Genomic DNA, 23,178 nt, shown 5'->3' on the forward strand with positions numbered 1-23,178 from the left:
TAATAATTATGTTACCAATATGTAAAAATCTCAATTTAAAACTAAAGGAGAACAAAATGGGACAAATACTTGTATCGATGTACCTCTCACTAGATGGTGTCACGGAGGAACCAGCTTGGACTGCTCCATACTTCAATGAAGAAGTGGCAAAGTTTCAATCCGATTTACTGTTTGAAAGTGAAGCTCTTCTACTAGGACGAGTAACCTATCAAGGTTTTGCAGCTGCTTGGCCTTCTATGACTGATGAAGAGGGTTTTGCTGATAAGATGAACAGCATGCCTAAATTTGTTGCTTCAACAACTTTGGAAAAAACCGAATGGAATGCAAATCTTATCAAGGGTAATATTGTAGAAGAAATATCGAAACTGAAGGAACAACCTGGTCAGAACCTTTTAATCTATGGCAGCAGTGATCTTACACAAACATTAATGCAACATGACCTCATTGATGAATATCACTTTATAGTCAATCCCGTTATCGTAGGGAGCGGAAAACGTCTCTTTAAAGACCAGAACAAGACAAAAGCATTAAAACTTATAGAAACAAGAACGACCAGTTCAGGTGTCGTTATTCTTTCCTATCAGCCGGAGAAAAAAGAATAATTATTGATAAATTATCTTATGGAAAACTCTATTTATTCCATAGGAGTTGCTATTATTTTAGTAATTATCTGTGCAATGTTTAGGGGCATTATACGTATAATTCGTCGTACTAACAATTGCAAAAAGCAAGATTCAGTCGCACAAAATTAGATAAGGTTATTCAACTGTTAGAAAAACAAAACAAAGATTGACTCTTTCGAATCAGGAAAAGTTAAAATAACTTCCAATAACGAGAATAATGTAAATAAGCTGTCCATGTGGGCAGCTTATTGTTTTTTTGCTTAGCGTGCAAAATTCGCGTCTTGTTCGCGAGACCCCACACAGTACGATTTTATTTCAAAGACACAACGATCTTACTACACACTTTTTATTTATCCCACACTCTCATATGCTAGTATTACTATTTTTTATTACTAATGTTGCCGTTTCACTCGGATGGCTAAGAGGAAAATGATGGCCATATGGAACAAAATCAACTTTACCAAGATGCGATGGAGCAGAATAACCTCTGTCATAATCCCCCCAAATAATGTGAAGATTATACTTTGTTACTTCATTGAAATCACCTTGATCGTTTTTCAGTAGTAAACTGTTAAGCTGAACCGTAGTATTTAAAATTCTAGGAGAAGTAAAACTGTTCCTTATTTTTTCAATATAATGTTCAGGGATGCTCTCTATACTTTCAAACAAACCATTACTTAATAAATATCGCTCTATGAAATTAGTAGTTGCCAGTTTTAATGTCCATTTGTTCATAAATTGAGGAACATTTAGCGATTTAGCATTTTTTTTAACAACAGGTGGCTGAAGTAAAGTGATTGCATACTTCTTATCTATGTACTCTTGTACCAATGCTTCCAGAAGAATAAATGCACCGAATGAATGACCAATTAGATGTGCACCATTCGTAGCTTTCTCCAATAACTTTTTCACTACATTCAAATAGATATTTAGAAGATTTTTATCTCGTTTAAAAGGAGAACGCCCCAAACCTGGAAGATCCAAGATCCATACAGGTTGACCAGTTTTTTCATGAAGCTCTTGTGCTAAAGGAAATAAATCCTCTCCATCACTCAATAAACCATGTAATAAAATAAACGGTTTACCCTCTCCTTGTAATTGGTAAAGGGTAGTGTTATCGCATAATGTTCGTTTAAATAAATGATTATGCTGGCCATTTTGATCTATCATTCGATAATCCAGATCAGCTACTACGGCAGGGAGAAATTTCATTACACTCGTCTTCTTAAACCAATCCCCTCCCATAATTTTTTTCGCTGAAACATTTGAAAATTTTCGTTTTGTAATAAAATTCAGTCCATCAGAAGGAATTTTTGTTATTTTACTTACTCCACTATTCATAATTGTTTTCATAAGCGGCATTGGAACCGAGATCTTTGGTGCCCTCATATTCATACTTTCCGACATAATACTTAATAATTCAGCAATGTTCTGATCGTGCTGTTTGTCTTCAACAAGTGTATATGTTTGAATAGTCGGTTGCTCCAACCTGAAAACCTGCACAATAAACTTCGCAAACTCATCGTTTGAAATAAGTGGTAACCTATATCCCTTACCTCCAGGAATCACTGGCATGAGCCCTCTTCGCATACTCATCACAAGCAAACCTAATCCTGCTATCTGCTCTGTACTCCCTGTTTTGCTACTACCGACTACAGTTGGTGGATTAATTACAGAAAGCGGATAACCTACTGCTGATGCCTGCTGACGGATATAAAGATCTGCTAAAAATTTTGTTCCCTCATATGGATTTTTTATTTTCAAATAACTGTTTCCTTCTTTAAACACATCAATTGCAATCTTGCTATTTTTATCATCAAAGGGACTCATATAACCTACAACATGAATAAATTGTTGCAAGCCCTTCAATTGATGAATACTTTTAGCTAATTCACTAATATGTTTGGCACCATTTAAAAATACGGAAGCTGCCTCTTTACTTGTCGCTTGAATATCCATGGGGCCTCCTGCGTGAATAATCACATCCGTTTTCAATACCCTCTCCTTATCTTCAGCACTTAGACCTAAATCTATTTTCGTCAAATCACCTTCAATAAAGTGCATAACTTCCTTTTTTAAGATGCCTCTTTCTTGAAAAAGACGTATTGCTTTACTTTTCGACCTCACTAAAAGAAGAATTTTAACATCCTCTTTGGCTAATTCTTTCACTAATTGCTTTCCAATAAAGCCTGTTCCACCAGTTAAAAATACTGTTCTCATATAAAATCCCCCTTTTAGTACTACTCAGTACTAATTTGATGTAAAAAAAATGCTTCTTTTATCGAAGCAATTTTAAAAAATGATCTGCTGTTTTCGTGATTACAGTTGCATCCTTCAATGTTTCTGAAATAAATAACGCTCCTTCAAGATTTGTAATAAAAAGTGATGCAACCTCATCAATCTGAATCGTATTTCTAAATTCTCCATTCTCTACCCCTTGTTTAAGTAATAGAGAAACTTTCTTTTGTAATCCTGTAAAAAAAAGACCTATTTTTTCTTTTATTTGCGTGGCCTGTTTAGGACTTTGAATATAAAGAGTAATAAATGGACAGCTCCCCTTATACTCTCTCGACTGAACTCCTTGTGATAATTGCTTTAAAAACAGTTGGATACGATCTTCAACTAAAAATTGATTCTGAGAAAGTACGTCATCAATTGCAGATTGATACATTTCAATCCAATAATCAACGACTCCTTCTAATAATTGTTCCTTATTAGAAAAATGATAATACACATTAGACTTTGAAACTTTGCTTACACGTACTAATTCATCCATACTTGTATAAGCAAACCCTTTTTCTAAAAATAATGTTGCAGCTACTTCAATCACACGTCTTTGATTCATTAATTTTACCTTTGTCATAACTAGAACTATATAGTACTAATTTAAATATTACAAGTATTTATGTTAATTTTAAAAAAAGTTTGATTAAAAAAGTTCCACTAACATTGATTTTACTGCAAAAAAATCTTAGCATCAGTGTTACGCAAAAAAGAAAGGGAGTGGATCCCCCACTCCCTTTAACCATCTACCCCTGATTCTTCTGCGCTTCTCTAAACTCCTCCTTCACCTTCTCTAACAACCCTTCTTCCGTAATTAATCGATATGCCGTATTCGCTAGTGCTTTTGCCGATGTAATTAATGCTTTATCTCCAAGTTCTGAACGTGCTGCTTCTCTAAATTCATTCGTATGTGCAATTAAATCATCTGGACCGATTTTAATGTACGGATGAATTGTCGGTACGACTTGGCTTACGTTTCCTGCGTCGGTTGAACCAATCCCTACTCTTTCTTTACGATTTACATCTTCACCTAATAGTTCTAGTTCTTCCGCTACGATATCGTTATATGTTTTTGTTACGAGTAATTCATCGATTTCATTTTGGAATTGATGGATTTTTACTTTCGCACCTGTTGCTAATGCTGCTCCCTGTGCGATATTTTTTACTTTTTCTGTTACTTCTGCACATCTTTTTCGCGTTGCTGCACGGATGAAGAATCTTGCTGCGGCATAGTCAGGAATAATATTAGGTGCTTTTCCTCCCTCTGTAATGACGCCATGAATTCTCACGTCTGACGGAAGTTGTTGGCGAAGTGCGTTAATACCGTTATAGAGCTGAATAACCGCATCTAATGCGTTAATCCCTTCTTCTGGCGAAGCTGCAGCGTGAGCTGTTTTTCCGTAAAAATGAAAATCAAGCGGATCGACCGCTAGTGAAGGACTCGTTGTCGCTGTCTTTCCGCTTGGATGAATCATAAGCGCCGCATCAATGTTTTTAAATAAGCCTGCCTTTACATAACTCGATTTTGCGCTACCGTTCGGTCCTCCTTCTTCAGCTGGTGTTCCGAACACGACAACTTCCCCGCCAATTTCTTCAAGCGTTTCTGATAATGCAATTGCTGCTGCAACGCTAATTGTGCCGATTAAATTGTGACCACACGCATGGCCTAGTCCTGGTAAAGCGTCGTACTCCGCTAAAAATGCGATTGCTGGTCCTTGTTTTCCAGAGCTTTTTCGCGCGATAAATCCCGTTTCATGTCCAGCTATATTGTGCTGCAACTGAAATCCTGCACTGCCTAGCAATAAACTTAACGTTCTAGATGCATAAAACTCTTGGTTACCAATTTCCGGATTCGCATGAATATCATGACTTGTTTCTATGTACTTTTCCTTATTTCTTTCGATACTCTCTTCAATTGTTTTTCTTTGTGACGTTACTCCTGTCGCTCCCATTTCTCTTCCCCCTTATATTTTCACATAAAAAAGCCTCTTTCTAAAAGATAGAAAGAGGCTTCCGTATATACAGTCAAAATGAGCTTCTTTCTTATCTTTCAAGTTACCTTGCTGGAATTGGCACAGTATTCATAACGAATCCGCTGCCGAGGTATCATAGGGCCAGTCCCTCCACCTCTCGTGATAAGAATTTTCATAAAATTATATTAAATTATTTTTTATTCTAAGTTCATTCCAAGTAAAAGTCAAGGAATTCCTATCTGAATTTACCGAATATCTAAAAATCCTTTTAATACACCAATTGTCTCAGGTGCTTGCAGTCTTGCACATACGTACGGAAATTCCGTACTCCCCTCAAACATCATTTGAGATGTAAGCGGTGCGCCTGCCCAGAAAATTTCATCATCAATTACGATAAACGGGAATGCTTTATTTTGCCTTTGTAACTTTACATTTTTCATTGGAACTGGTCCATCACTATACACTGTTATTTGCGCATTTGTACGCATTAACGCTTGCCATACTCGTTTATCCACTTGTTTTGTACTTGGAAGTGAAATAATAATTTTTCGTTTTGCGGCTAAAATATCTTTCAATAACCCTTTCGGCTCTTCAAGATTCGTTTCCATAAACCAGCGTAAACGTTTTGAAATTTTCCGTTCCCACAATTGTCTTGATGTCGTACGATCATACACATCTCCGTGACGTTCTATATGCGCTGTTAATTGTGATAACGCTTGTTTTCTTGAAAGGTTTTTACGCATATAATGACAATCTGATAATTGAATGAACTTCCCTCTCGCCCTTGTCACTGCAACATTGACTAGGCGATGATTTTTATGGTCAAAGAATAACACACCAGGGCGTTCTTGCGGATAACTATCCACTGTATCAAAAATCATCATATCTCTTTCAGAACCTTGGAACTTATGAACTGTCGCCGCTAAAACTGGTATGTTTTGATATTTCGTTCTCTGCAACATTTCTCTAATACACGTTGATAAGAAACGTGACTGCGCCCTGTAAGGTGTCACAATACCAATTGATTGCACACCGTCTAACAATCCGATTAACATCATTTGCATCGCTACTAAACCAGACATAATGTTAAAACGTGAACCAGAAGCAGCATCTTTTAACGAAAAAGCTCCCATTTGGCTCGTATCAAATAAAATACTCGCTTCATTTGCGAACGGCTGCAATTGCGCAAGTTCTTTACGCTCTGAAACAGACGGATGATCGTATACTCTATTTTTATAAATAAACGAATTCGTAAACTTCGATATATCCGCATGCATACGTCTTTGTTCCTGCAACATAAATAGGTTTGGATGTGCTTCTGATTTATTAACAGACTCAACAATCCCAGCATGGTAAAACATATCTTCCCCAAGCCATTTGCGAACGAGTTCATGATTTGCCATCGCAATCGGAGGTAACTGTAAAAAGTCACCGCAAACGACGATACGTTTTCCAAGTGAAGCAGCTAATGCAATTTGCGGAACATATGCCATACTTACTTCATCTACAACAACTAAATCAAATGTACGCTCATAAATAAGTGAATCAATGGCACATTTCGATAAAGTTGCGCCGATTACTTTCGCATTTTCAATATATTCTTTTTCTACTTCTTTAATTTTAGCCTTTTGCTTTCGAAGATCACTTTCAATCTCTTGTATGCGCTTCTTATCAGCAGATGTTGCTTTATACGATAAGATTTTTTCACGAAGATCTTGTCGTGTCTCTTCTAAATAGAGTCTTTCCTCACCCCAAGATCCGTTCGTCGTTTCAACTAACTTCGACGCAAGTAACGTTTCATGATTTCGTATATGTTCATGTTGACTATAACCGTAACGAACAATTTCGCCAGGCGTCCATTTCTTTTTCTTCTCAATTTGCTTCGTTACTTCACTCATTAATACGTCTACTGCCGCATTACTATGAGCCAACACAAGTACCGATTTTCCTTTTTGATAATGAGCTGAAATAATACGTGATAAATTGTAAGACTTCCCTGTTCCTGGTGGTCCCCATACGTACGTCGTCGGATTGTAAAACGAACGATACGCCAATTCATTTTTCGGATTTTTCATCTTCTCAATATGTTTCGGACTGCTCGTCCCATCAACAAGACGCTTTATACGATTACGTTTCAGCTTATCTTTACGTGCTTCTTTCAACCTCTCTTGTAGTTGCTCTAAAAGTTGCCACGGTTCACTATATAAAACAGCTTCTCGTATTTCACCTTGTATATAATCATTTAATTTCAGTTCTATTTCTAATCCATGTACAGACAATACTTCTCCTGTCGCTTCCTCACCATCAAACTCAATTCGAATGGGTGAACCTTCAGGTAAGCTTACTTCCGAAATAAGCTGAAATACGTATACTGTACTTTCATAATCTGTATATAAAAAACGACCATTCATGATAGAAATTTTACTACCACCTATCGTTTTCCAATGTTTAATTTCATATGCTAATGCATAATGCCACTCTTTCATCGTTTCCGATAATGAAGGAGTTTGAGTAGTTGTATTCATCGTATAATCTCCTTCCTTCTCCCCAAACATACTTTCTCACTATACCATATAACACGCTAAAATTTGTAAGGTTTTTATCTTGCTTATTTTCTTAATTTTCAATAATATATTGTATATAATTTTCAGAAAGAAGGAATCTACATGCCAGTTAGAAGAATTGAACACGTCGGACTTATGGTTGCAAACTTAGAAACATCTATTTCATTTTATGAAGAAGTAGTCGGCTTACAGCTCATGAAACGTATGGGTCATCCGAATCCAGACTTAAAACTCGCTTTTTTAGGTGTAGAAGAATCAAAAGAAACGATACTAGAACTCATTGAAGGCTACAACTCTTCTCTTCCGGCAGAAGGAAAAGTACATCACATTTGCTTTAAAGTGGATTCATTAGAGGATGAGATCGAAAGACTGAAGAAACACGCAGTAACCTTTTTACTAGGAGAAGAAATCGAAACATTACCAGATGGAACACGTTACATATTCTTCGCTGGTCCTGATGGAGAGTGGATTGAGTTTTTTGAGACGGAGAGATAAAGCAAACCTTTATTTTGCGGAATAGAAAAGGAGCCGGAATTCCGACCCTTGTTTTTAACCAGTAACAATGAAACATACCTCCAACCTAAGAATTTACCAAGATTAAAAACACAATCATTTTGTTAGGAGGAGAGAATGGGAAATACAGTCTTTATTATTGTTTTTTGGATACTGATACTATTTCCAATCCTTTATGTAATCAAGATAAAGGATTGGAATATAAAAATAGCTGCCTTATTTGTTGGAAGGATTCTATTAAGCATTTTCTATTTCATAAATGGAATGGTGTTAGGTCTGCAACGAAATTGGGTAGAATCTCCCTATGAAACAGAATGGGATTTCTTTGTAAAGTCTTTACTAAACGGAAAAACTGATGCACTTATACACTTGTTACTTCTAATTATTATCATTACTTTGGATCTATTCTTTACATTTTATTATATCAATAAAAAGAAATAGGATATTCTATCCTATTTCTTTTTTTTATGAGTAGCGCCATATCGCTATCAAACTAATGTTTTACGCTGCCCCTAAACAATAATTTTTTACATTTTTACTATGAGAATGTCAATTTTACTATTTTTGGGGTATTTATTTTTACTAGCTTGATGGACATGGGTTTGATTTATTTTCTTAGGTTAGTAGACATGTGGTGCTATCCCATTGCTATTAAGCTAAGAATTTAAGTGTAATATCATTTAAGGTAATACTTAAGATACAAATAAAATATCTTTTCCATGTCGCACTGTTTTATTGAAGTCTATCCCGAGTTGTAGCTAGTTCAATGCGACTGTAAATTCGGAGTTCGGTGCGCCAGCAAATACAACCGTTCCGTTCTCTGGTAGTTTCACTTTGTTATTATTACTAACAACGCTAAAATTGACGCATACTCCATTCCCATCATACACCGCGAATGAACTTCCTGATGGCAACTCCACATTCATCGTTTTCCCTGCTGCCTCTTGCGGAATCGTAAACCATTTCGCATGCCCATTTTTTTGCAGTGTAACTTTCGATAATTGACCTGCATCAAGGGATTTTACGTTAGATTCACTGACGTATAAAAAGCTGGCCATCTCCATATATTCAGTACCATTCTCTGTATAGAAATGAGCTTCCTTCGTATCCCTCCCATTCATCACAGGAATCTGAATTTGATGCGTCGCCGTATTCGGACCTGTAATTTTTTTGCCGTCCCAATAACCATCCTTGATCGTAATTTGTGTGTTAAGAGGTATTTGTTGTCCTAGATAATTTATAGAATTAAATTTTTCGTTAACAAGGTAGAACTTGCCGCCCTCGCGCTTCGCCCATGCAGCAGCTGTTTTCTTCGGTAACACATTGTTTTCTAATTTCTGAGCTAAATAGTGAGTCAGCACATTTTGCCCCAATCCCGGTGATAATTCATATGTGCTCTCTCTTAAATAAACTTTTCCATTCTTCTCAGTGACGAAGTTAAGCTTGGAAGTACCCTTTTCATTTATAAAGCTTCCATCCGCCGTATATACATATTTTTCTTCCGGTTTAGTTGGTAAAAACAGTTCTCCCTTCTTCGTAATCTCTATTTTGAAATGGCTTTGGATATTTCCATACAATCCTGCTTTTTTTACCACATCTTGAGGCACTTTAGCCTTGACTGGCTTGCCGAAGGATTTATCTGGTTTTATATCCTTAATTGCCCCTTTCTCTTTAAGCCTAGCTAGCAGTAATTTATTTGCCAACAGTTGATTTGTCATGCTGCTCCCACCGGAGGACAATACAGCTGCTGCCATCTTCTGTTCTGGAAGCACGACTAATGTAGCATGTTGCAGCATCGTATCCCCACCCTTAGTCAACGCTTTTATCCCATATTCACTGAATGGGTATAGTTTCACACTATCCCAGCCAAGACCATAGTTGAACATATTTCCGCTATCTCCTGGCCACATTCCTTTTTTATATTCTTCTTGTTCCATCGCCTTGACTGCTTTATTAGAGAGAATTTCTTTTCCCAGTCCCATAAATATTTGTGAGAATCGCACCACATCTTCTGCAGTAGAGGAGATTCCTCCCGTACCAATCACATTTACCATTTCACTTGGAAGCTGTCCCTGGTATGTCGGAGAATACTGTCCAGCCCGCTTTTCGTCTTCCCATTTGTCTTGCGATGTTATCGTTTGATTCAGTTTTAATGGCTCTGTAAACTTTTGATGTAGAAATTCAGTAAAACTCATACCGCTGACTCTTTCTACCAAGATCTCAGCCAGCGTAAAACCGTCATTACAGTATACTGAAAACGCGCCAGGGTCTGCCTTCAAGTTTTGGTTGGACAATTGTTGCAACAAGATATCATGGGCATAAGCATCATTATCTTTAAATAAAAATGCATTATTGAACGTCGAACCTTGCAAACCTGAGGAGTGATTCAACAGCATACGCGGTGTAATGCGTTTATATCGTTTATCTTTCATTTTGAACTCAGGAATATAGCCAGTAACAGGAGCATCCAAATCAACTTTTCCTTCGTCTACTAGTTTCATAACAGCCGCTGCTGTATATACTTTACTGGTTGAACCAATTCCGTATAAAGTATCTTTAGTTAATGGTTCTTTCCCTTCTATGTCGTTCTTGCCTGTCTGCCCCGACAAAATAAGTTTACCATTATCAATCAGCGCATACTGCACGCTAGTCGTCTCATAGGACTTCGTGAGTAGTTCAGCGTTCTCTGCAGCAATCTTCTCCAAATCTTTGCTAGCAACTGCTTGGCTAGATACAACCGGAGCCTTACTGCTAGAAGACGCTATCGCTCCTGTTGGCAGGCTCATCGTTAGAGCTAAAGTAGCGGCTAACACCCCAGATAATTTATTTTCCATAAAAAAATGCCTCCTTAGATAAATGATTAATTTCATCTTTTATTTGTTCAATTACAAACATCACATAAACTACTATTCTGGCTTTATCCCTACTGTCGTAACAAACGGTAAAACCTCTCTTTTTCACATGTATGTTAGTACCATAAATGATTTTTTTATTTAGAATGTACTTATTACTAGTTTGGTTTTCGTATAAATAAATCCTATTTATCCTCCCTCTTTTGTGCTTCTCTATATTTGTATCCTACATAATAAAAATTTCTTTTTTCTTATGCATTTCTTACAATTTCCTTACGTTCAAATCACTTCTATAATTAGGTAGGTTTTATTTTAAAATCCCCAGGATAATAACTGCTTATATAATCCCACGATTTCATAGAAGATGGATTAATACCCCTGCGCCAAATCATCATGCACATCTCTGATATTTCCTTGCATCCCCCCTCAACCTTTACAACAGTTCCAACCGGCATCAACACTTCTTCACGTTCTTATTACTAGTAATAACTAATCAACTCCTTACCTGAAAATAAATTAATATAGAAAAAGAGAGATAAGGTTAAAATACCTTTATCTCTCCTTTTCTCTCACAAATTTTGCGAAGTTTTTTTGTTTTTGGGTTCATCTGTTTTCTTAGCTTGATGGGCATGGAACGTTAAGAAAAAGCAGACTGAAAGAATTAAAGGAGAAGAAATTATTTCAATAAAATTTCTTTAAAGTACTTTTACATCACTTTCACAAATGTAAGAACTCTCATATATTACACTTCATACATCCTTTTCCAAGGAACAATATACCGATATACAAATCCCTATTTATATAGGGATTTTTTTGTGCAAGTCCCCTCACCGTCAATTTAAGAATTAAAAAAGAGGGGATTATCCCCCCTCCTTTTTACGCTTGCTCCGACTGTCGAAATTATTTAATATACCCACGATTCAGTTCCGTTAATTTTTCATTGATGTTAAAAATTCTTACTCTAATATCTTTAACACCAACTGCTTCAAGTCTGTTCTTGTGCATTTCAGCGTATTTTTCAGCATCTTGTTTTTCCTCAAATACATAAATGCCTCCAGCTTCTTTTTTTTCTTCATTCTCAGTCCATATTTTCCAGTGAAATCCTTCTTCTTCGTTAATACTATTTGCTAAATCCCAAAATGTTTTTTCCATTTCTTCACCAAAAGGACCTTCAAACGGAAAATCAACTTGTAGTAAATATGCCACCTTCACTCACTCCTATTTTAATATAAAATTCTTCCCGTTCTTTTACTGATTATGATTCAAATGATAGTAATGTCTAAATCCGTATTGCTATTATTATTCAAGCACTAATTTGAGAATCCCCCTATTTGTAAAATAATCACATAATGATAGTAACTTGAACGCATAAAGTGAAAGTTTAATAGTTTTCGGTTATTTTTAAAAAATGTGATACAAACTTATCCCTAAACTAAGGACAAACAAAACAAGTGCAGGTATCGCTTTCTTAAAGGGATCTCTCGCTAATACAATTAGAGTTAATGCGGCTGCAAGCATCGTACCAGCTAATAACACTCCTGCCCATAAAGCTATTACTGGAATCCAGATTCCTATCAACATTCCAATCGCTCCTACAATCTCAAAAGCTCCAGTTAAGAAATTAAAAAACGAAGGTAAACCAAATCGTTTGAACTCATCTGCCATTTTCCCGGATATAATTTTCGTTCCTGTCATTAAAAAGAACAGAAACAACACTACTTTTACAATATTGATGAAAATTAAAATAGTAATCACACCTTTCTTATTATTTGGTAAAAACTCAGTATTGTTCAGATAGTAGTCACTACCTTTATCCTATTTCCTGAGATTACCCGTATGGAAGTCGCTTCAATTTACATTACCCTTTTCAATATTAAAGGGCCAGAAATTACATGCTATAGCATATATAATACAAAAAATTTGACTGGTACTAAGCAAAAAAGTGACCCTGAATCAGATATCATACAAAATAAAGTTATCTTCCCATTCGTCCAAACAAAAAATTATATGCTACAGCATATATAATACCTAAAACAAAGTTTGTTCCTTATGAATAGCATAGCATCAATAAGGAACAAATATTAATAGTGTGTATCATACAATTTGTTTAATAACGATTGTAATACTTTAATTTCTTCCTCGCTCAAATTACTCGTAACGAAATGGTGAGCGTCTTTCACTACAGGCAAGATTGTTTTCTTTAGCTCGTCGCCTTTTTCAGTTAAAAAAAGGTTATGTGAACGCCTATCTTGGTCATTCAAAGCCTTCCTTACAATCCCTTTTCTCTCCATTGACTGTATCATTCTAACAACAGTAGTTTGATCTTTATCAATAGCTTCCGCCAACTCTTTTTGAGTAGTGCTCCTTTGGCTACAAAGAACACTAATAATCCCCCACTGCTCTGGCGTAACTCCATACGGCTTTAATTTCTTCGTAAAATAATTGGTCATTTTCACATCAGTACGGTGAACAAGATAGCCTATTAAATCATGTAAGTTCATATATCACCTCTATAAATTAAGATATAAAAGGATACAGCATACCAGTCAATCATTCACAATGAATGTATTTGTTTCACCATATATATGCTATGGCACATATATTAAAGTAGATTATTTTAATTGTCAAATGATTTACCTATTATTTTTCGAAAACCAAATCGTCCCTTTAGATTATAGAAGGAATGACTAATTTGACGTATTTCTCTGGCGATTTCTCCCTTATCGTTTTATGATATGCTAATAACATTTGATAAAATATGGTATCTATAGACAGTCAAACACCTTTAAAGATACCTCATCCAGTTTTCTTGCTGTTGCAAGATAAACAGCATGTAATCAGTTAACCACCCACATTAGTAACGAAAACATAAAGAAAAGGCATTCCAAATATGAAACACCTTCTTTCGTTTTATAAAACCATCCAACACGCTGAACTTTTCAATTTAATATAATGACTCGTTTAACTAAAGAAATTGATTACGTGCATAACGCTCTTCTCACTTTTCTTGCAAAATTTAGTGGATCATCAACGTCTTCGATATTAACGTAAATTAAATTTGGATCATCACATAACCACTCATTGTGTATAGACGAAACGATTATTCCTTGTTTAATAATTGTCGCCACAAATTCAGTGACTTCTTTTTGTAAGAGTGCTACTCGGCCTAGGCATAATGCCCGTCCGGTTTTATTGTCTCGTGATTCGAATGAAAAGGAAGTTGTTACTCTAAAACGTTTTCCCAAGATTGTTGCTCGTATTTCATCTCGGTTTATTGTTGCCACGCATTTCCCACCGGCGAATCCTTCTTGACCGCCAATGATTCTTGCAAACTGTTGACAAATTGATTCCTCATTAACCGCCATACCTTTAATCATTCCTCCTTTTACTATTAGATTATGAATTCATACATAGGTCTGAAACGGCAATGAATCTAATCTATTATAAAAAAAATGATGGCAATCTACCGAAAGCTATTAACTCAATTATTCTTGATTGTATGAATTGTTATCAGAGTTTAAATGGTGCAGAATTTTTATTCTATGCTTAATGGGCATCGGAGACTGAAAGCAAAACTCAGCTATTATATGGTAAGACATTTTTAAAAAGCATAAAAAAGACACCCTAAGGTGCTATCCTCCGACTTGAGAATCGTATCTATGTATGGAGAAATTTAGAAAAAACAAATACAAAAGAGAAGATTCTAACTATAATTTATAGAACTCTTATGTCATGACTTACTTACATATTTCCTTATTTACCAGAAGAAGAATCCCAGTTACATTATTTTCTGAACAGTCTCGTTAAAGCCATACCAAGAAATCCAGCGCCCATTCCTATTAGCCATCCAGTTTGGGCATTACCTAACATAGATCCCACTCCTCCACCAAGAAACATACAGCCAACGAATACTAATCCTCCAATTCCCCAATTCGGCCGTTCCATAATTCAATCACATCCTTTCAATAAAACATATGCGATTGGCTCCCTCAACTTTCTTCCATAGGATAGTTCATTATTTTGCTTAAGTTTAGCGCTTCAAGGAATTCATAAGATGTGAAGCTTGAGCCATTTATATAGATTGTAGAAATACGGGTATCAATCGTTATTAAAAATAACTGACGCATTTTAAACATCATCGATTTTATCATTTTGGACAACCTATTCTGTTAAATTGATATACATGCGAAAAAACTATCAAAATAAAACCCCAGAAATCCAACGGTCTCTGGGGCTTCCTTATATATTTAGCTCTTTTTGCTTTTTGTTTTGTTTATGTCTATACAGCAATTTTCGGCTTATTAGAGAAATCACTAATAAGGTCAGAATTAATAAGATAAGTTGCATAAATGATAAATCAAAATATTTAGCACCTGTAACGATTAAAAGTGTAGAAATCGTGCCTTTTACAACAAAAAAAATAATAACCCATAATCCGCCTTTTTTCCAGTTCATTTTATATTACCCTTTCCTACGTTTAAATTCTTAAAATATTTAATGATAGTTCTTAAATGTGACAACTTAATAGAAATCTATTATATTAACAAAAAATTCATGTCTAATTACATGCAACGATTCTATATTAAATGAAAATGATATTCATCGTCAATTTTATTGACTATTTGAATACTTATTATTTCTTTCTACTTTGTTTCTTATAAGCAACACACTTTTATATTCAAACAAAAACACCTCCATTACATTTGCACACTTAGTATGCGAATGCAAGAGGTGTTTTTTCATATACCATCAGGTAAGATTTCCTGCTTTGTTTATTTCTTGATACGTAGCTATTTTTTAATACACAATAACTGGATCATACGTGTTCAAACTATCATATACAGTTTTTGCAACATTAGGAAGAAGGTTCACACACCCACCTGATCCTCCTGTTAAATAAGCATTATTTCCCCAGTCTTTTCGCCAGCCGGCATCGTGAAATCCTTGACCACTATTTGTGAATGGAACCCAGTAATCTACTTTAACCGCATAATCAGCTTTTCCTACTGCGTTACCTCTTAGCGTATATGGTGTTCGTTTATAAAGGACGTACCACACACCTGGTGATGTATCTTCACCAGTACTATGTTTACCAGTTACTACATTTGTTGTAACAACTAATTTTCCATCTTTGTAAATCCAAATTTGTTGCTCTGCAATTGAAACTTCTGCATACGTGTCTCCGATGCCATTATTCGATGTTGTTTTATAACCGATACCTTCCTTCTCCCAACCATTCCCGTGAATATTAGAAGCAGAAAGCGATTTGTCGCCTTTCTCAAAGGCTTGTTGAACTTGTTTAGTTTCTTTTTCAACATCTAGTGCCCAGCCGTATCCTTGTCCTTTTACTGATATGACTGAACCGGAATGAGTTTTAAATGAGAAATCTTTATTTAATGTTGATTTGGCATTATTAATTTCAGTGATTTTCTTCTTAATGTCACTCGCATCAATTGTAACTTTCATATCCTTTGACATAGAGGCATTTTGAATTAAATCTTTCGCTTTTAAAGGATAAACTTCATCCTGCACTTTATACTCAACAGACTGCCCAAGAAGATTCTGTAGTGCTTTCTCCTCTTTTTTGACAATCGGATCGTCTTCTTTAATAGGTTTTATGTATGCAGACTTCAGATGAATTTCGCTTTTATATTTTTGTTTATCATAATCTTTCAGTAGACTAGTAACATCATACTGTTTTCCTTCAACACTTTTCGAAATAACAATTTTCCCTTGTTCTAGCTTCGCCATAGCATCTTGAGGCGCTTTTAATTTCTCATTCATAGAGATGAGCTTTTCTTCTACAAGTTTTTTCATCGTTTCACTACGATACTGATCTGCCTTCTCTGGTAGCAATGAATAATTTTCTCCCTTTGAGGAAGGAAAAAATGTCCACTGACTTTTTAATAGTTTCTTAACTTGAGGCAAATCTTTTTCCGTAAGTTCCGTTTTTGTATCTTTTTCATCTAAAATTTGTTGTTGATCAACATAGACTTTGTTTGCTAGTCCAGATGTCTTTAGTTTCTGTATTGCCTGATCAGCGCTCAGACCACCAACTTTTGTGTCATTAATTGTAACATTCGAATTGAAGTGAGTTGCCTGATAATAACTCATTCCCCCAATAAGAAGTGCAATTACACCAATACCCACTGCAATAAACTTCCAATTTGTATAACGTTTTTTTGATCTTACTCGTTTTTGATCAATTTCTTCAACTGATTCATTTGTTGTATTGTTGTTCATCAATCTTTCCCCCGTATGCATTAACGTCAAACGATTTTCAACTAAAATCATAAACTAGTGTACCTTATTTTTCCTAAAATTTCATTATTTCCGAACACATTTTATCGCAATTTAATGATTAAATTTAGATTTTTTAATAGTACGATGCATTGAACAGCCCTTTACAAGTTATAAAATGAAATTTCAATCAACCGTTATACCAAGGGAATTAACTACATCTTCTTCGGAAAATTTTTTCTCTTTACGCAAAATACGAATTATATTATCCATTTTATAAACATCACCTCCTAATTTTGTCAAAAAAATAAACGATAGTCCTTCTATCTAAAATGTAGAAGGACTATCATTTTTTCAGTTAGAGTATTTGTATAATCGTTTAACTTTTTATTTCCTGAAGGTCAAACGTGATGAAAATGATGAAATTTCATCTCATAGCCTTTAAATGAAAACATTATGTTTTTTATGGCAAACCAAGTTTATTTTCTTAGCTTGATGTCCCCCACATATCCAGCAGCCTAAGATGAAGTAAGAGTCTGTTCAACTAGATTTTTTCTAATATTTTTAGGAGCATCTTATTTCGCCTCGTCATATTTCACTAATTGAATTTAAAACACATCCGTATGCTATTTAGTAAAATTTACGATTCGAGACGTAATTATTGCAGTAATTAAGATAATAATAGCGGTTATCAAGCCAGATTCTCCAACCCAAATCTCAGTTTGATATCCTGTACTTGCACGTGCGAAAGGTCCTTGAATAATGGCATTCCAAGTAGTATGGATGATAACCGAAGGCCAAACGCTACCTGTGATTAGTCGTAAATAAGCTGTAATATAACTGAATGGCACAATACAAAAATAGATGCCAAGCACTGAAAGTAGGACAGATGGTCCCTCTACATATAGACCAGCAATAACAATTGGAACATGCCACGTTGCCCAAATCAATCCACTAATAAGGATCGGCCGTGAAAACTCTGCATCGACTAGCCTTGTGAGCATATAACCTCGCCAACCCATTTCTTCTCCCAAAACTGGGATTAAGTTAAGCAAACTTCCGAAGATGCCGCTCAATACAACTAGATAAATGAAACTGAATGGTGCCGCTACATACTGAAGTCCAAGTATATTGTAGATCGGTTCTAACATACCACCTTCAGGATGCTGAAACCTCGCAATTCCGCTCAGCCGGGCGATAGAATAAGTAATTCCACAAATAATCATAGGGATTAGCAGAGCAAAACCAATCCCCTTCCATACCTTTAAGTTACCGAGACCAAAAGATACATCTTTAAACCCTTCTTTCAGTATTATGCGAGTCAAAATAGAAGAAAGTGCTGGGGTAAACATATATACCACAATAAGCGGCATACTTTTCGTAATTATTACTACTACATTTAGGATAATAGAAGTAATGATTAAAATACTCAGAAAGAGTTGAATTCCTATTTTAGCACGTTGGATTTTATCTTTATTGTGGAACGATTTTGCGTGTAATATCATTGTAATCCGCCTTCCCCCTTTCATTCACTTGTTTATCGAATTTACTTCTTGTCATTTCTACAGACACACCTTAGAATAAAAATATTTTGGCATACAGATTCATTCATCTTTAACATCACTCCCAAATTTATAATCTAGTTTTACTTGCAACTCATCCATGTAATTATTATTTATAAGTTGTCATAACCGATAGTACAAAAGTGTAATGATTAGTCTATGACCTGTGTCAATTAACCTTATGACACTATGTAACTAGAAAATATGATATGGAATAAATAACAATTGAATTAAGGCAATTGATTCGTGCAAGTACAATGAATCATTCTTGCTTTTACAAATAATTCAATTGAGGTGGAAAAAATGAATAAGAAAAAAATAATTGCAATGGTTAGTACAGCTCTATTAGTCACAGGAGGTGTAGAAGTAGGAAAGGCTCAAACAGTAGCAGTCGAAAATTCAGGTCAATCAATACAAAAAAATATAGTTAAATCCATACAATCACAGGCTTACCCATTAAAAACGATAGAGCCGTCAAAATCATTTGAGGATTTAAAACCACTTAAGAAAATGATTGGGAGCGCACAATATGTAGGATTAGGAGAGAATACTCATGGAAGCTCTGAAATTTTCACTATGAAGTTTCGCCTTGTGAAATATTTGGTTACTGAGATGGGTTTTACGAATTTCACAATGGAAGAAGATTGGGGAAACGGCTTAAAACTAAATGAATATATCCAAACAGGAAAAGGAAACCCTAGGGAATTTTTAAACTTGTTATATCCTACTGATGAAATTATAGCCATGATTGAGTGGATGAAAGATTATAATGCTGATCCATCCAATAAAAAAAAGATCCAATTTATTGGGCTCGACTTAAAGGAGTTGGACCAAGGTTGCTTTAATAAAGTGATTGATTATGTAAGACTACATCGACCAGATTTGCTGGCAAAAGTAGAAGAAAATTATAAAGAATTGTCGGCTTTTAATGGAAGTACAAAGGAATATATGGACCTTGCTCCTGAAATAAAAGAAAAGTTCAAAGCAAACGCTGAGAGAGTAGCCCAATTACTAAAAGATGAGAATGGGCAAGCCAACACAGAAATAGCTTCACCCGAGTACATCTGGGCACAAGCAACGGCAAGTGCAATAGAGAAATTTACCACAATGCTAATTCCTAACGACTATCCAAGTATGTTAAAGCTACATGAGCAATACTTGGCCGATCATGCAATGTGGGCACAAGAAACATTTGGTGGTAAAACGATGGTATGGGCACACAATATTCATATAGCTAAAGGAATTATCGATGAGAAATTATACCCTTATGTTGCGGGGCAATTTTTGAAGGAACGTTTAGACAATAATTATGTCACAATTGGTAGTACAACTACGGAGGGGAATTTTACCTTATACAGCGAATATGATCCTTCCACTGGAGGTAAGATTACAACCGACACTATTCCACAAGATGTAAAAAGTTTCAATTATACTCTCGGAAAAGTACCATATAACATGTTTTTATTGGATAACCGTCACCTTAAAGGACAAGCAGAAAAATGGGTTAAAGCAAAAAGACCATTACTAAGTATAGGGGGACAAATCTTCCCGAACGAATCGGCATACTTTGATACGTCATTGCTTGAGCAATTTGATATTATTTTTCATATTCGAAAAACAAGTCCATCTCATATTAAATAAAGTGAAACTTTAATCAGTGGGGATTTTCTTCATCCCCCACTGATTATTAGCCCTCACCAATCGGACTTTTATGGGCAGTTGATCCCCCACCTAAATTCTTTGCTTTCGCTGCATTTTGAGGTGGGGGTCTTACTGCCCATTAAAGTGGAATAAAAGTACAAAACAATCCCGTTCTTGCAGATGCAAGAACGGGATTGTTTTATGGTGATTCATATAAGCATCTTTTTTAACCAGAAGTAGGTTACTCTCCCCTTTTTATCATCATTTAAAAATGTCATATGACACTTTTACACTAGTGAGAATGACAAAAAAAGCAGTACAATTCGGTTATTACATAGATAGGAGCGATGAACTTTATGAAATCAAAATTCATCCAGAATGGTTATTTTTTATTGCTAACTTTCGTTACAGGATTATTTTATTTTTGTTTTTATCTTATAGCTCTGCTATTCAGTTTTACCCTTTCATTTACGGTAATTGGGATTCCACTAGTTATACACGTACTACAGACTACGACACCTTTTATCCAATTCGAGCGCATACAGACGAAAATTTATACTGATATTTCGACCGACTCTTACGATAAAAGTATAAAAATGGCTACATCAAACTGGACTCAGGTGAAATTAGTGCTTACAGATCGTCGCACTTGGTCTGCTGTCTTTTGGTTAATGCAGAAATTAGTGATTGGCATTTTCAGTCTCATTTGTGCAATCATTTTTTATGTAATGCCACTTATGCTCCTGTTGGCACCACTACTGTATCGATACATCGATATGAATATTATATTCATACAGATAGATACTTTTGCCAAGTCACTCTTTGTAATGTTTATAGGTATAGTATTTACCGCCATAAGTATTAGGATAGTAGAAGGTTTGACAAAGAAAATTGGGGGCTATACACGTAGTATGATTCGGCAACTAAATCAATAAAAGTTTGCAGTCTGTGAATAGTATCGTAGTTTTAAATTAAAAAGTATAATAAGGCAGGAAGGATTAAATTATAATATAGGAAGAAAATGGTAGGCTATTTAGGGGGTAAAGAACTTGTTAGATATGGTTAAGTATTGGTTTTGGTATGATTGGATTATGTTGGGGGTACGCCTACTTGCTAGTGTGTCTATCATTCTAGCTACATTAAATTTTCAGGATGGTTTAACATTACCACTTTGGAGTATTATTCTTTGGGAAATTATTGCCTTCTCTATTCCATGGGTAGCCTTACTATTCAATTATAAATATTATTTGTTCACAGAAATACTGCTGTATGGTGGACTATGTATATATTTAACCTCATTATTTCCAGGAGCTTACAACACATTTCTTATATCAGTGTTTCTAATTGCTGCGAATAGTAAGCATTTGTCCTATTATTGGACAGCTCCAATAACAGTTTTTATAACGACTGGAATTTTCTATGCGGTTGCGCCAAGTAATAGCTATTGGGTTATGGTCACCTATTATGGATTCGCATATGTAATGGGTTTCGCTTTTCATTTATTAATCGTCAATCATAAACAAAATGAATCAATTCGTAAACAAAACGCGGTACTTGAGCAATATATGTCTCAGATTGAACGCATCACACTGGCGGAAGAACGGAACAGACTGTCGAGTGAGCTTCATGATACAGTTGGTCACGCTTATACTTCTATTATTATGGGGATGGAAACGTTGCGCACCGAACTTGCTACTGAAATGGGTATACAGAGGCTAGATTCTCTGCTTGAAATGGGACGGAAAAGCATCGAGGACGTGAGAGGTTACCTACATCAAATGGATTCTCCGTGTCAATCGCCTTCCTTAATTCAATCTCTCCAAAATCTTGGAGCCGAATTTCAGGAGCACGCTCAGGTTAATGTAAGTTTTCGAGCATACGGAGAGGAATATGAATTGTCTCGGCAAGCAAAGATAGCGTTCATTCGTTGCTTACAAGAGTCCCTTACGAATGCAGTACGCCATGGTCAGGGAACTGAAATTATAGTTTCATTGCAGTTTGAACAACAATATACGAGATTAGAAATTCAAGATAATGGAAAAGGAAATGTAGAATGGCAGGAAGGCTTCGGTATGAATGCGATGAAAGAACGAGCAATGAACTTGCAAGGTCAATTGTCTGTATATACAAAGCCAGAGGAAGGAATGCTTGTTACTTGTACCATACCGCGACAAACTGAAATAAAAGATGGACTTATTCGTTTGTTAATTGTAGACGATCAGCCATTTGTCCGGGAAAGTTTGAGGACACTACTCGATAGATATGAAGATTTAAATGTAGTCGGTTTAGCTGAAGATGGCAATGAAGCCATCGATTTGTGTGGGCGCCTTCAACCCCATGTTATACTTATGGATTTAGATATGCAGCACATGGATGGAGTCGAAGCAACCAAAAAAATCAAGCAACAATGGCCACATATCCGCGTATTAATTTTCACAACGTTTCAGGATACCGAACAGGCGTTGGAATCACTTCGCAACGGTGCGGATGGTTTTTTACTTAAATCTATTGAAACGTTGGAGCTAGCCAATACGATCCGACTTATTCACAAAGGTGGGACACTAATTGATCAGGGAATGTCTCACAAAATATTTGAGAAGTTTGATGAGCAAAAAGAGACACCAGAATCAAAAGCAGCCGCTTATGAGCTAACAGCTAGGGAGATAGAAATATTACAGCTAGTAGCAAAGGGACTTCGATACACTACCATAGCATCAAGGTTATATTTATCGAATGGTACGGTCAGAAATTATGCTTCTACAGCTTATACAAAGCTAGGAGTCTGTAACAAAGAAGAAGCTGTTCAAAAGGCTCTAGAAATTGGAATTATTGAATAAAAAAGTGTTTTTTGTTTCTTTACAGCAAGGTAAAATGTAGTTACAAAATACATAGAGGATAAACTTATAAATTTAATTGGATATCATTTT

The 23,178-nt window shown here is 35.6% G+C and carries 19 protein-coding genes, 1 pseudogene and 1 riboswitch; of the genes and pseudogenes, 7 read left to right on the forward strand and 13 right to left on the reverse strand.

From position 1 onward, the window contains the following. Positions 1–56 precede the first annotated feature (56 nt). Positions 57–602, forward strand: a complete 546-nt coding sequence (locus D1166_RS04055; protein ID WP_000529800.1) for a dihydrofolate reductase family protein — start codon at positions 57–59, stop codon at positions 600–602. An 18-nt stretch (positions 603–620) separates the two neighbouring features. Continuing rightward, positions 621–793 (forward strand): annotated as a pseudogene (locus tag D1166_RS31690) (DUF4083 family protein). A gap of 193 nt (positions 794–986) precedes the next feature. Here D1166_RS31690 and D1166_RS04065 read toward each other — a convergent pair. The 4 genes from D1166_RS04065 to D1166_RS04080 all read right to left on the reverse strand — a co-directional run bounded on the left by D1166_RS04065 (position 987) and on the right by D1166_RS04080 (position 7,434). Then, on the reverse strand, positions 987–2,843 hold the full coding sequence (locus D1166_RS04065; protein ID WP_088361166.1) for an alpha/beta fold hydrolase: 1,857 nt from the start codon (positions 2,841–2,843) through the stop codon (positions 987–989). A gap of 58 nt (positions 2,844–2,901) precedes the next feature. After that, entirely contained in the window at positions 2,902–3,468 is a 567-nt protein-coding gene (locus tag D1166_RS04070; protein ID WP_001076335.1) for a TetR/AcrR family transcriptional regulator, read from the reverse strand. 184 nt (positions 3,469–3,652) lie between these two features. Continuing rightward, positions 3,653–4,858, reverse strand: coding sequence for a M20 family metallopeptidase (locus D1166_RS04075; RefSeq protein WP_088361167.1), 1,206 nt, complete (start codon positions 4,856–4,858; stop codon positions 3,653–3,655). 88 nt (positions 4,859–4,946) lie between these two features. Then, a riboswitch (SAM riboswitch) is annotated at positions 4,947–5,048 on the reverse strand. A 76-nt stretch (positions 5,049–5,124) separates the two neighbouring features. Continuing rightward, positions 5,125–7,434 carry an AAA domain-containing protein gene (locus D1166_RS04080; protein WP_118043251.1) on the reverse strand — a complete coding sequence of 770 codons (2,310 nt, stop codon included), beginning with the start codon at positions 7,432–7,434 and terminating at the stop codon, positions 5,125–5,127. A gap of 111 nt (positions 7,435–7,545) precedes the next feature. Between D1166_RS04080 and D1166_RS04085 the strand changes: the two genes are divergently transcribed. Both D1166_RS04085 and D1166_RS04090 read left to right on the forward strand, forming a co-directional pair. Beyond that, on the forward strand, positions 7,546–7,938 hold the full coding sequence (locus D1166_RS04085; protein ID WP_001145284.1) for a VOC family protein: 393 nt from the start codon (positions 7,546–7,548) through the stop codon (positions 7,936–7,938). Between the two features lie 135 nt (positions 7,939–8,073). Beyond that, entirely contained in the window at positions 8,074–8,397 is a 324-nt protein-coding gene (locus D1166_RS04090; protein WP_000528634.1) for a hypothetical protein, read from the forward strand. Positions 8,398–8,714: 317 nt separating this feature from the next. Here D1166_RS04090 and D1166_RS04095 read toward each other — a convergent pair whose 3' ends face one another. The 9 genes from D1166_RS04095 to D1166_RS04130 form a co-directional block, all read right to left on the reverse strand. Next, the gene (locus D1166_RS04095; protein WP_000428427.1) at positions 8,715–10,790 is read right to left on the reverse strand and encodes a serine hydrolase domain-containing protein; all 2,076 of its coding nucleotides are present in this window, start codon (positions 10,788–10,790) and stop codon (positions 8,715–8,717) included. 918 nt (positions 10,791–11,708) lie between these two features. Continuing rightward, entirely contained in the window at positions 11,709–12,014 is a 306-nt protein-coding gene (locus tag D1166_RS04100; RefSeq protein WP_000323774.1) for a monooxygenase, read from the reverse strand. Positions 12,015–12,209: 195 nt separating this feature from the next. Beyond that, the gene (locus D1166_RS04105; RefSeq protein WP_029960785.1) at positions 12,210–12,560 is read right to left on the reverse strand and encodes a DoxX family protein; all 351 of its coding nucleotides are present in this window, start codon (positions 12,558–12,560) and stop codon (positions 12,210–12,212) included. Positions 12,561–12,889: 329 nt separating this feature from the next. Next, on the reverse strand, positions 12,890–13,309 hold the full coding sequence (locus tag D1166_RS04110; RefSeq protein WP_001048566.1) for a MarR family winged helix-turn-helix transcriptional regulator: 420 nt from the start codon (positions 13,307–13,309) through the stop codon (positions 12,890–12,892). A gap of 477 nt (positions 13,310–13,786) precedes the next feature. After that, positions 13,787–14,173 (reverse strand): DUF1259 domain-containing protein, encoded by a 387-nt coding sequence (locus D1166_RS04115; RefSeq protein WP_001986336.1) that lies wholly within the window; start codon positions 14,171–14,173, stop codon positions 13,787–13,789. Between the two features lie 418 nt (positions 14,174–14,591). Then, positions 14,592–14,753, reverse strand: coding sequence for a hypothetical protein (locus tag D1166_RS31155; protein ID WP_000441008.1), 162 nt, complete (start codon positions 14,751–14,753; stop codon positions 14,592–14,594). A gap of 294 nt (positions 14,754–15,047) precedes the next feature. Continuing rightward, entirely contained in the window at positions 15,048–15,263 is a 216-nt protein-coding gene (locus D1166_RS04120) for a hypothetical protein (protein ID WP_001104104.1), read from the reverse strand. A gap of 342 nt (positions 15,264–15,605) precedes the next feature. Beyond that, on the reverse strand, positions 15,606–17,051 hold the full coding sequence (locus D1166_RS04125; RefSeq protein ID WP_001064068.1) for a L,D-transpeptidase family protein: 1,446 nt from the start codon (positions 17,049–17,051) through the stop codon (positions 15,606–15,608). A gap of 623 nt (positions 17,052–17,674) precedes the next feature. Next, positions 17,675–18,553, reverse strand: coding sequence for a CPBP family intramembrane glutamic endopeptidase (locus tag D1166_RS04130; protein ID WP_000600459.1), 879 nt, complete (start codon positions 18,551–18,553; stop codon positions 17,675–17,677). A 360-nt stretch (positions 18,554–18,913) separates the two neighbouring features. Here D1166_RS04130 and D1166_RS04135 point away from each other — a divergent pair, with 360 nt between their 5' ends. The 3 genes from D1166_RS04135 to D1166_RS04145 all read left to right on the forward strand — a co-directional run bounded on the left by D1166_RS04135 (position 18,914) and on the right by D1166_RS04145 (position 23,088). Further along, positions 18,914–20,251, forward strand: a complete 1,338-nt coding sequence (locus D1166_RS04135) for an erythromycin esterase family protein (RefSeq protein WP_001035216.1) — start codon at positions 18,914–18,916, stop codon at positions 20,249–20,251. 356 nt (positions 20,252–20,607) lie between these two features. Further along, on the forward strand, positions 20,608–21,186 hold the full coding sequence (locus tag D1166_RS04140) for a sensor domain-containing protein (protein ID WP_001986324.1): 579 nt from the start codon (positions 20,608–20,610) through the stop codon (positions 21,184–21,186). 114 nt (positions 21,187–21,300) lie between these two features. Then, positions 21,301–23,088 carry a helix-turn-helix transcriptional regulator gene (locus D1166_RS04145; protein ID WP_000886433.1) on the forward strand — a complete coding sequence of 596 codons (1,788 nt, stop codon included), beginning with the start codon at positions 21,301–21,303 and terminating at the stop codon, positions 23,086–23,088. The last annotated feature ends 90 nt before the right edge of the window (positions 23,089–23,178 follow it).

This window comes from Bacillus sp. ISO11, from assembly GCF_003458115.1.
In the GTDB taxonomy this organism is placed as follows: Bacteria; Bacillota; Bacilli; order Bacillales; family Bacillaceae_G; genus Bacillus_A; species Bacillus_A cereus.

What these genes read in the sequence shown, in the direction of transcription:
- D1166_RS04075 (WP_088361167.1), bottom strand. Translation starts at nt 4,858, where the DNA reads ATGGGAGCGACAGGAGTAACGTCACAAAGAAAAACAATTGAAGAGAGT.
- D1166_RS04090 (WP_000528634.1), top strand. Translation starts at nt 8,074, where the DNA reads ATGGGAAATACAGTCTTTATTATTGTTTTTTGGATACTGATACTATTT.
- D1166_RS04140 (WP_001986324.1), top strand. Translation starts at nt 20,608, where the DNA reads ATGAAATCAAAATTCATCCAGAATGGTTATTTTTTATTGCTAACTTTC.
- D1166_RS04125 (WP_001064068.1), bottom strand. Translation starts at nt 17,051, where the DNA reads ATGAACAACAATACAACAAATGAATCAGTTGAAGAAATTGATCAAAAA.
- D1166_RS04085 (WP_001145284.1), top strand. Translation starts at nt 7,546, where the DNA reads ATGCCAGTTAGAAGAATTGAACACGTCGGACTTATGGTTGCAAACTTA.
- D1166_RS04080 (WP_118043251.1), bottom strand. Translation starts at nt 7,434, where the DNA reads ATGTTTGGGGAGAAGGAAGGAGATTATACGATGAATACAACTACTCAA.
- D1166_RS04120 (WP_001104104.1), bottom strand. Translation starts at nt 15,263, where the DNA reads ATGAACTGGAAAAAAGGCGGATTATGGGTTATTATTTTTTTTGTTGTA.
- D1166_RS04135 (WP_001035216.1), top strand. Translation starts at nt 18,914, where the DNA reads ATGAATAAGAAAAAAATAATTGCAATGGTTAGTACAGCTCTATTAGTC.
- D1166_RS04130 (WP_000600459.1), bottom strand. Translation starts at nt 18,553, where the DNA reads ATGATATTACACGCAAAATCGTTCCACAATAAAGATAAAATCCAACGT.
- D1166_RS04070 (WP_001076335.1), bottom strand. Translation starts at nt 3,468, where the DNA reads ATGAATCAAAGACGTGTGATTGAAGTAGCTGCAACATTATTTTTAGAA.
- D1166_RS04110 (WP_001048566.1), bottom strand. Translation starts at nt 13,309, where the DNA reads ATGAACTTACATGATTTAATAGGCTATCTTGTTCACCGTACTGATGTG.
- D1166_RS31155 (WP_000441008.1), bottom strand. Translation starts at nt 14,753, where the DNA reads ATGGAACGGCCGAATTGGGGAATTGGAGGATTAGTATTCGTTGGCTGT.
- D1166_RS04055 (WP_000529800.1), top strand. Translation starts at nt 57, where the DNA reads ATGGGACAAATACTTGTATCGATGTACCTCTCACTAGATGGTGTCACG.
- D1166_RS04065 (WP_088361166.1), bottom strand. Translation starts at nt 2,843, where the DNA reads ATGAGAACAGTATTTTTAACTGGTGGAACAGGCTTTATTGGAAAGCAA.
- D1166_RS04095 (WP_000428427.1), bottom strand. Translation starts at nt 10,790, where the DNA reads ATGGAAAATAAATTATCTGGGGTGTTAGCCGCTACTTTAGCTCTAACG.
- D1166_RS04115 (WP_001986336.1), bottom strand. Translation starts at nt 14,173, where the DNA reads ATGGCGGTTAATGAGGAATCAATTTGTCAACAGTTTGCAAGAATCATT.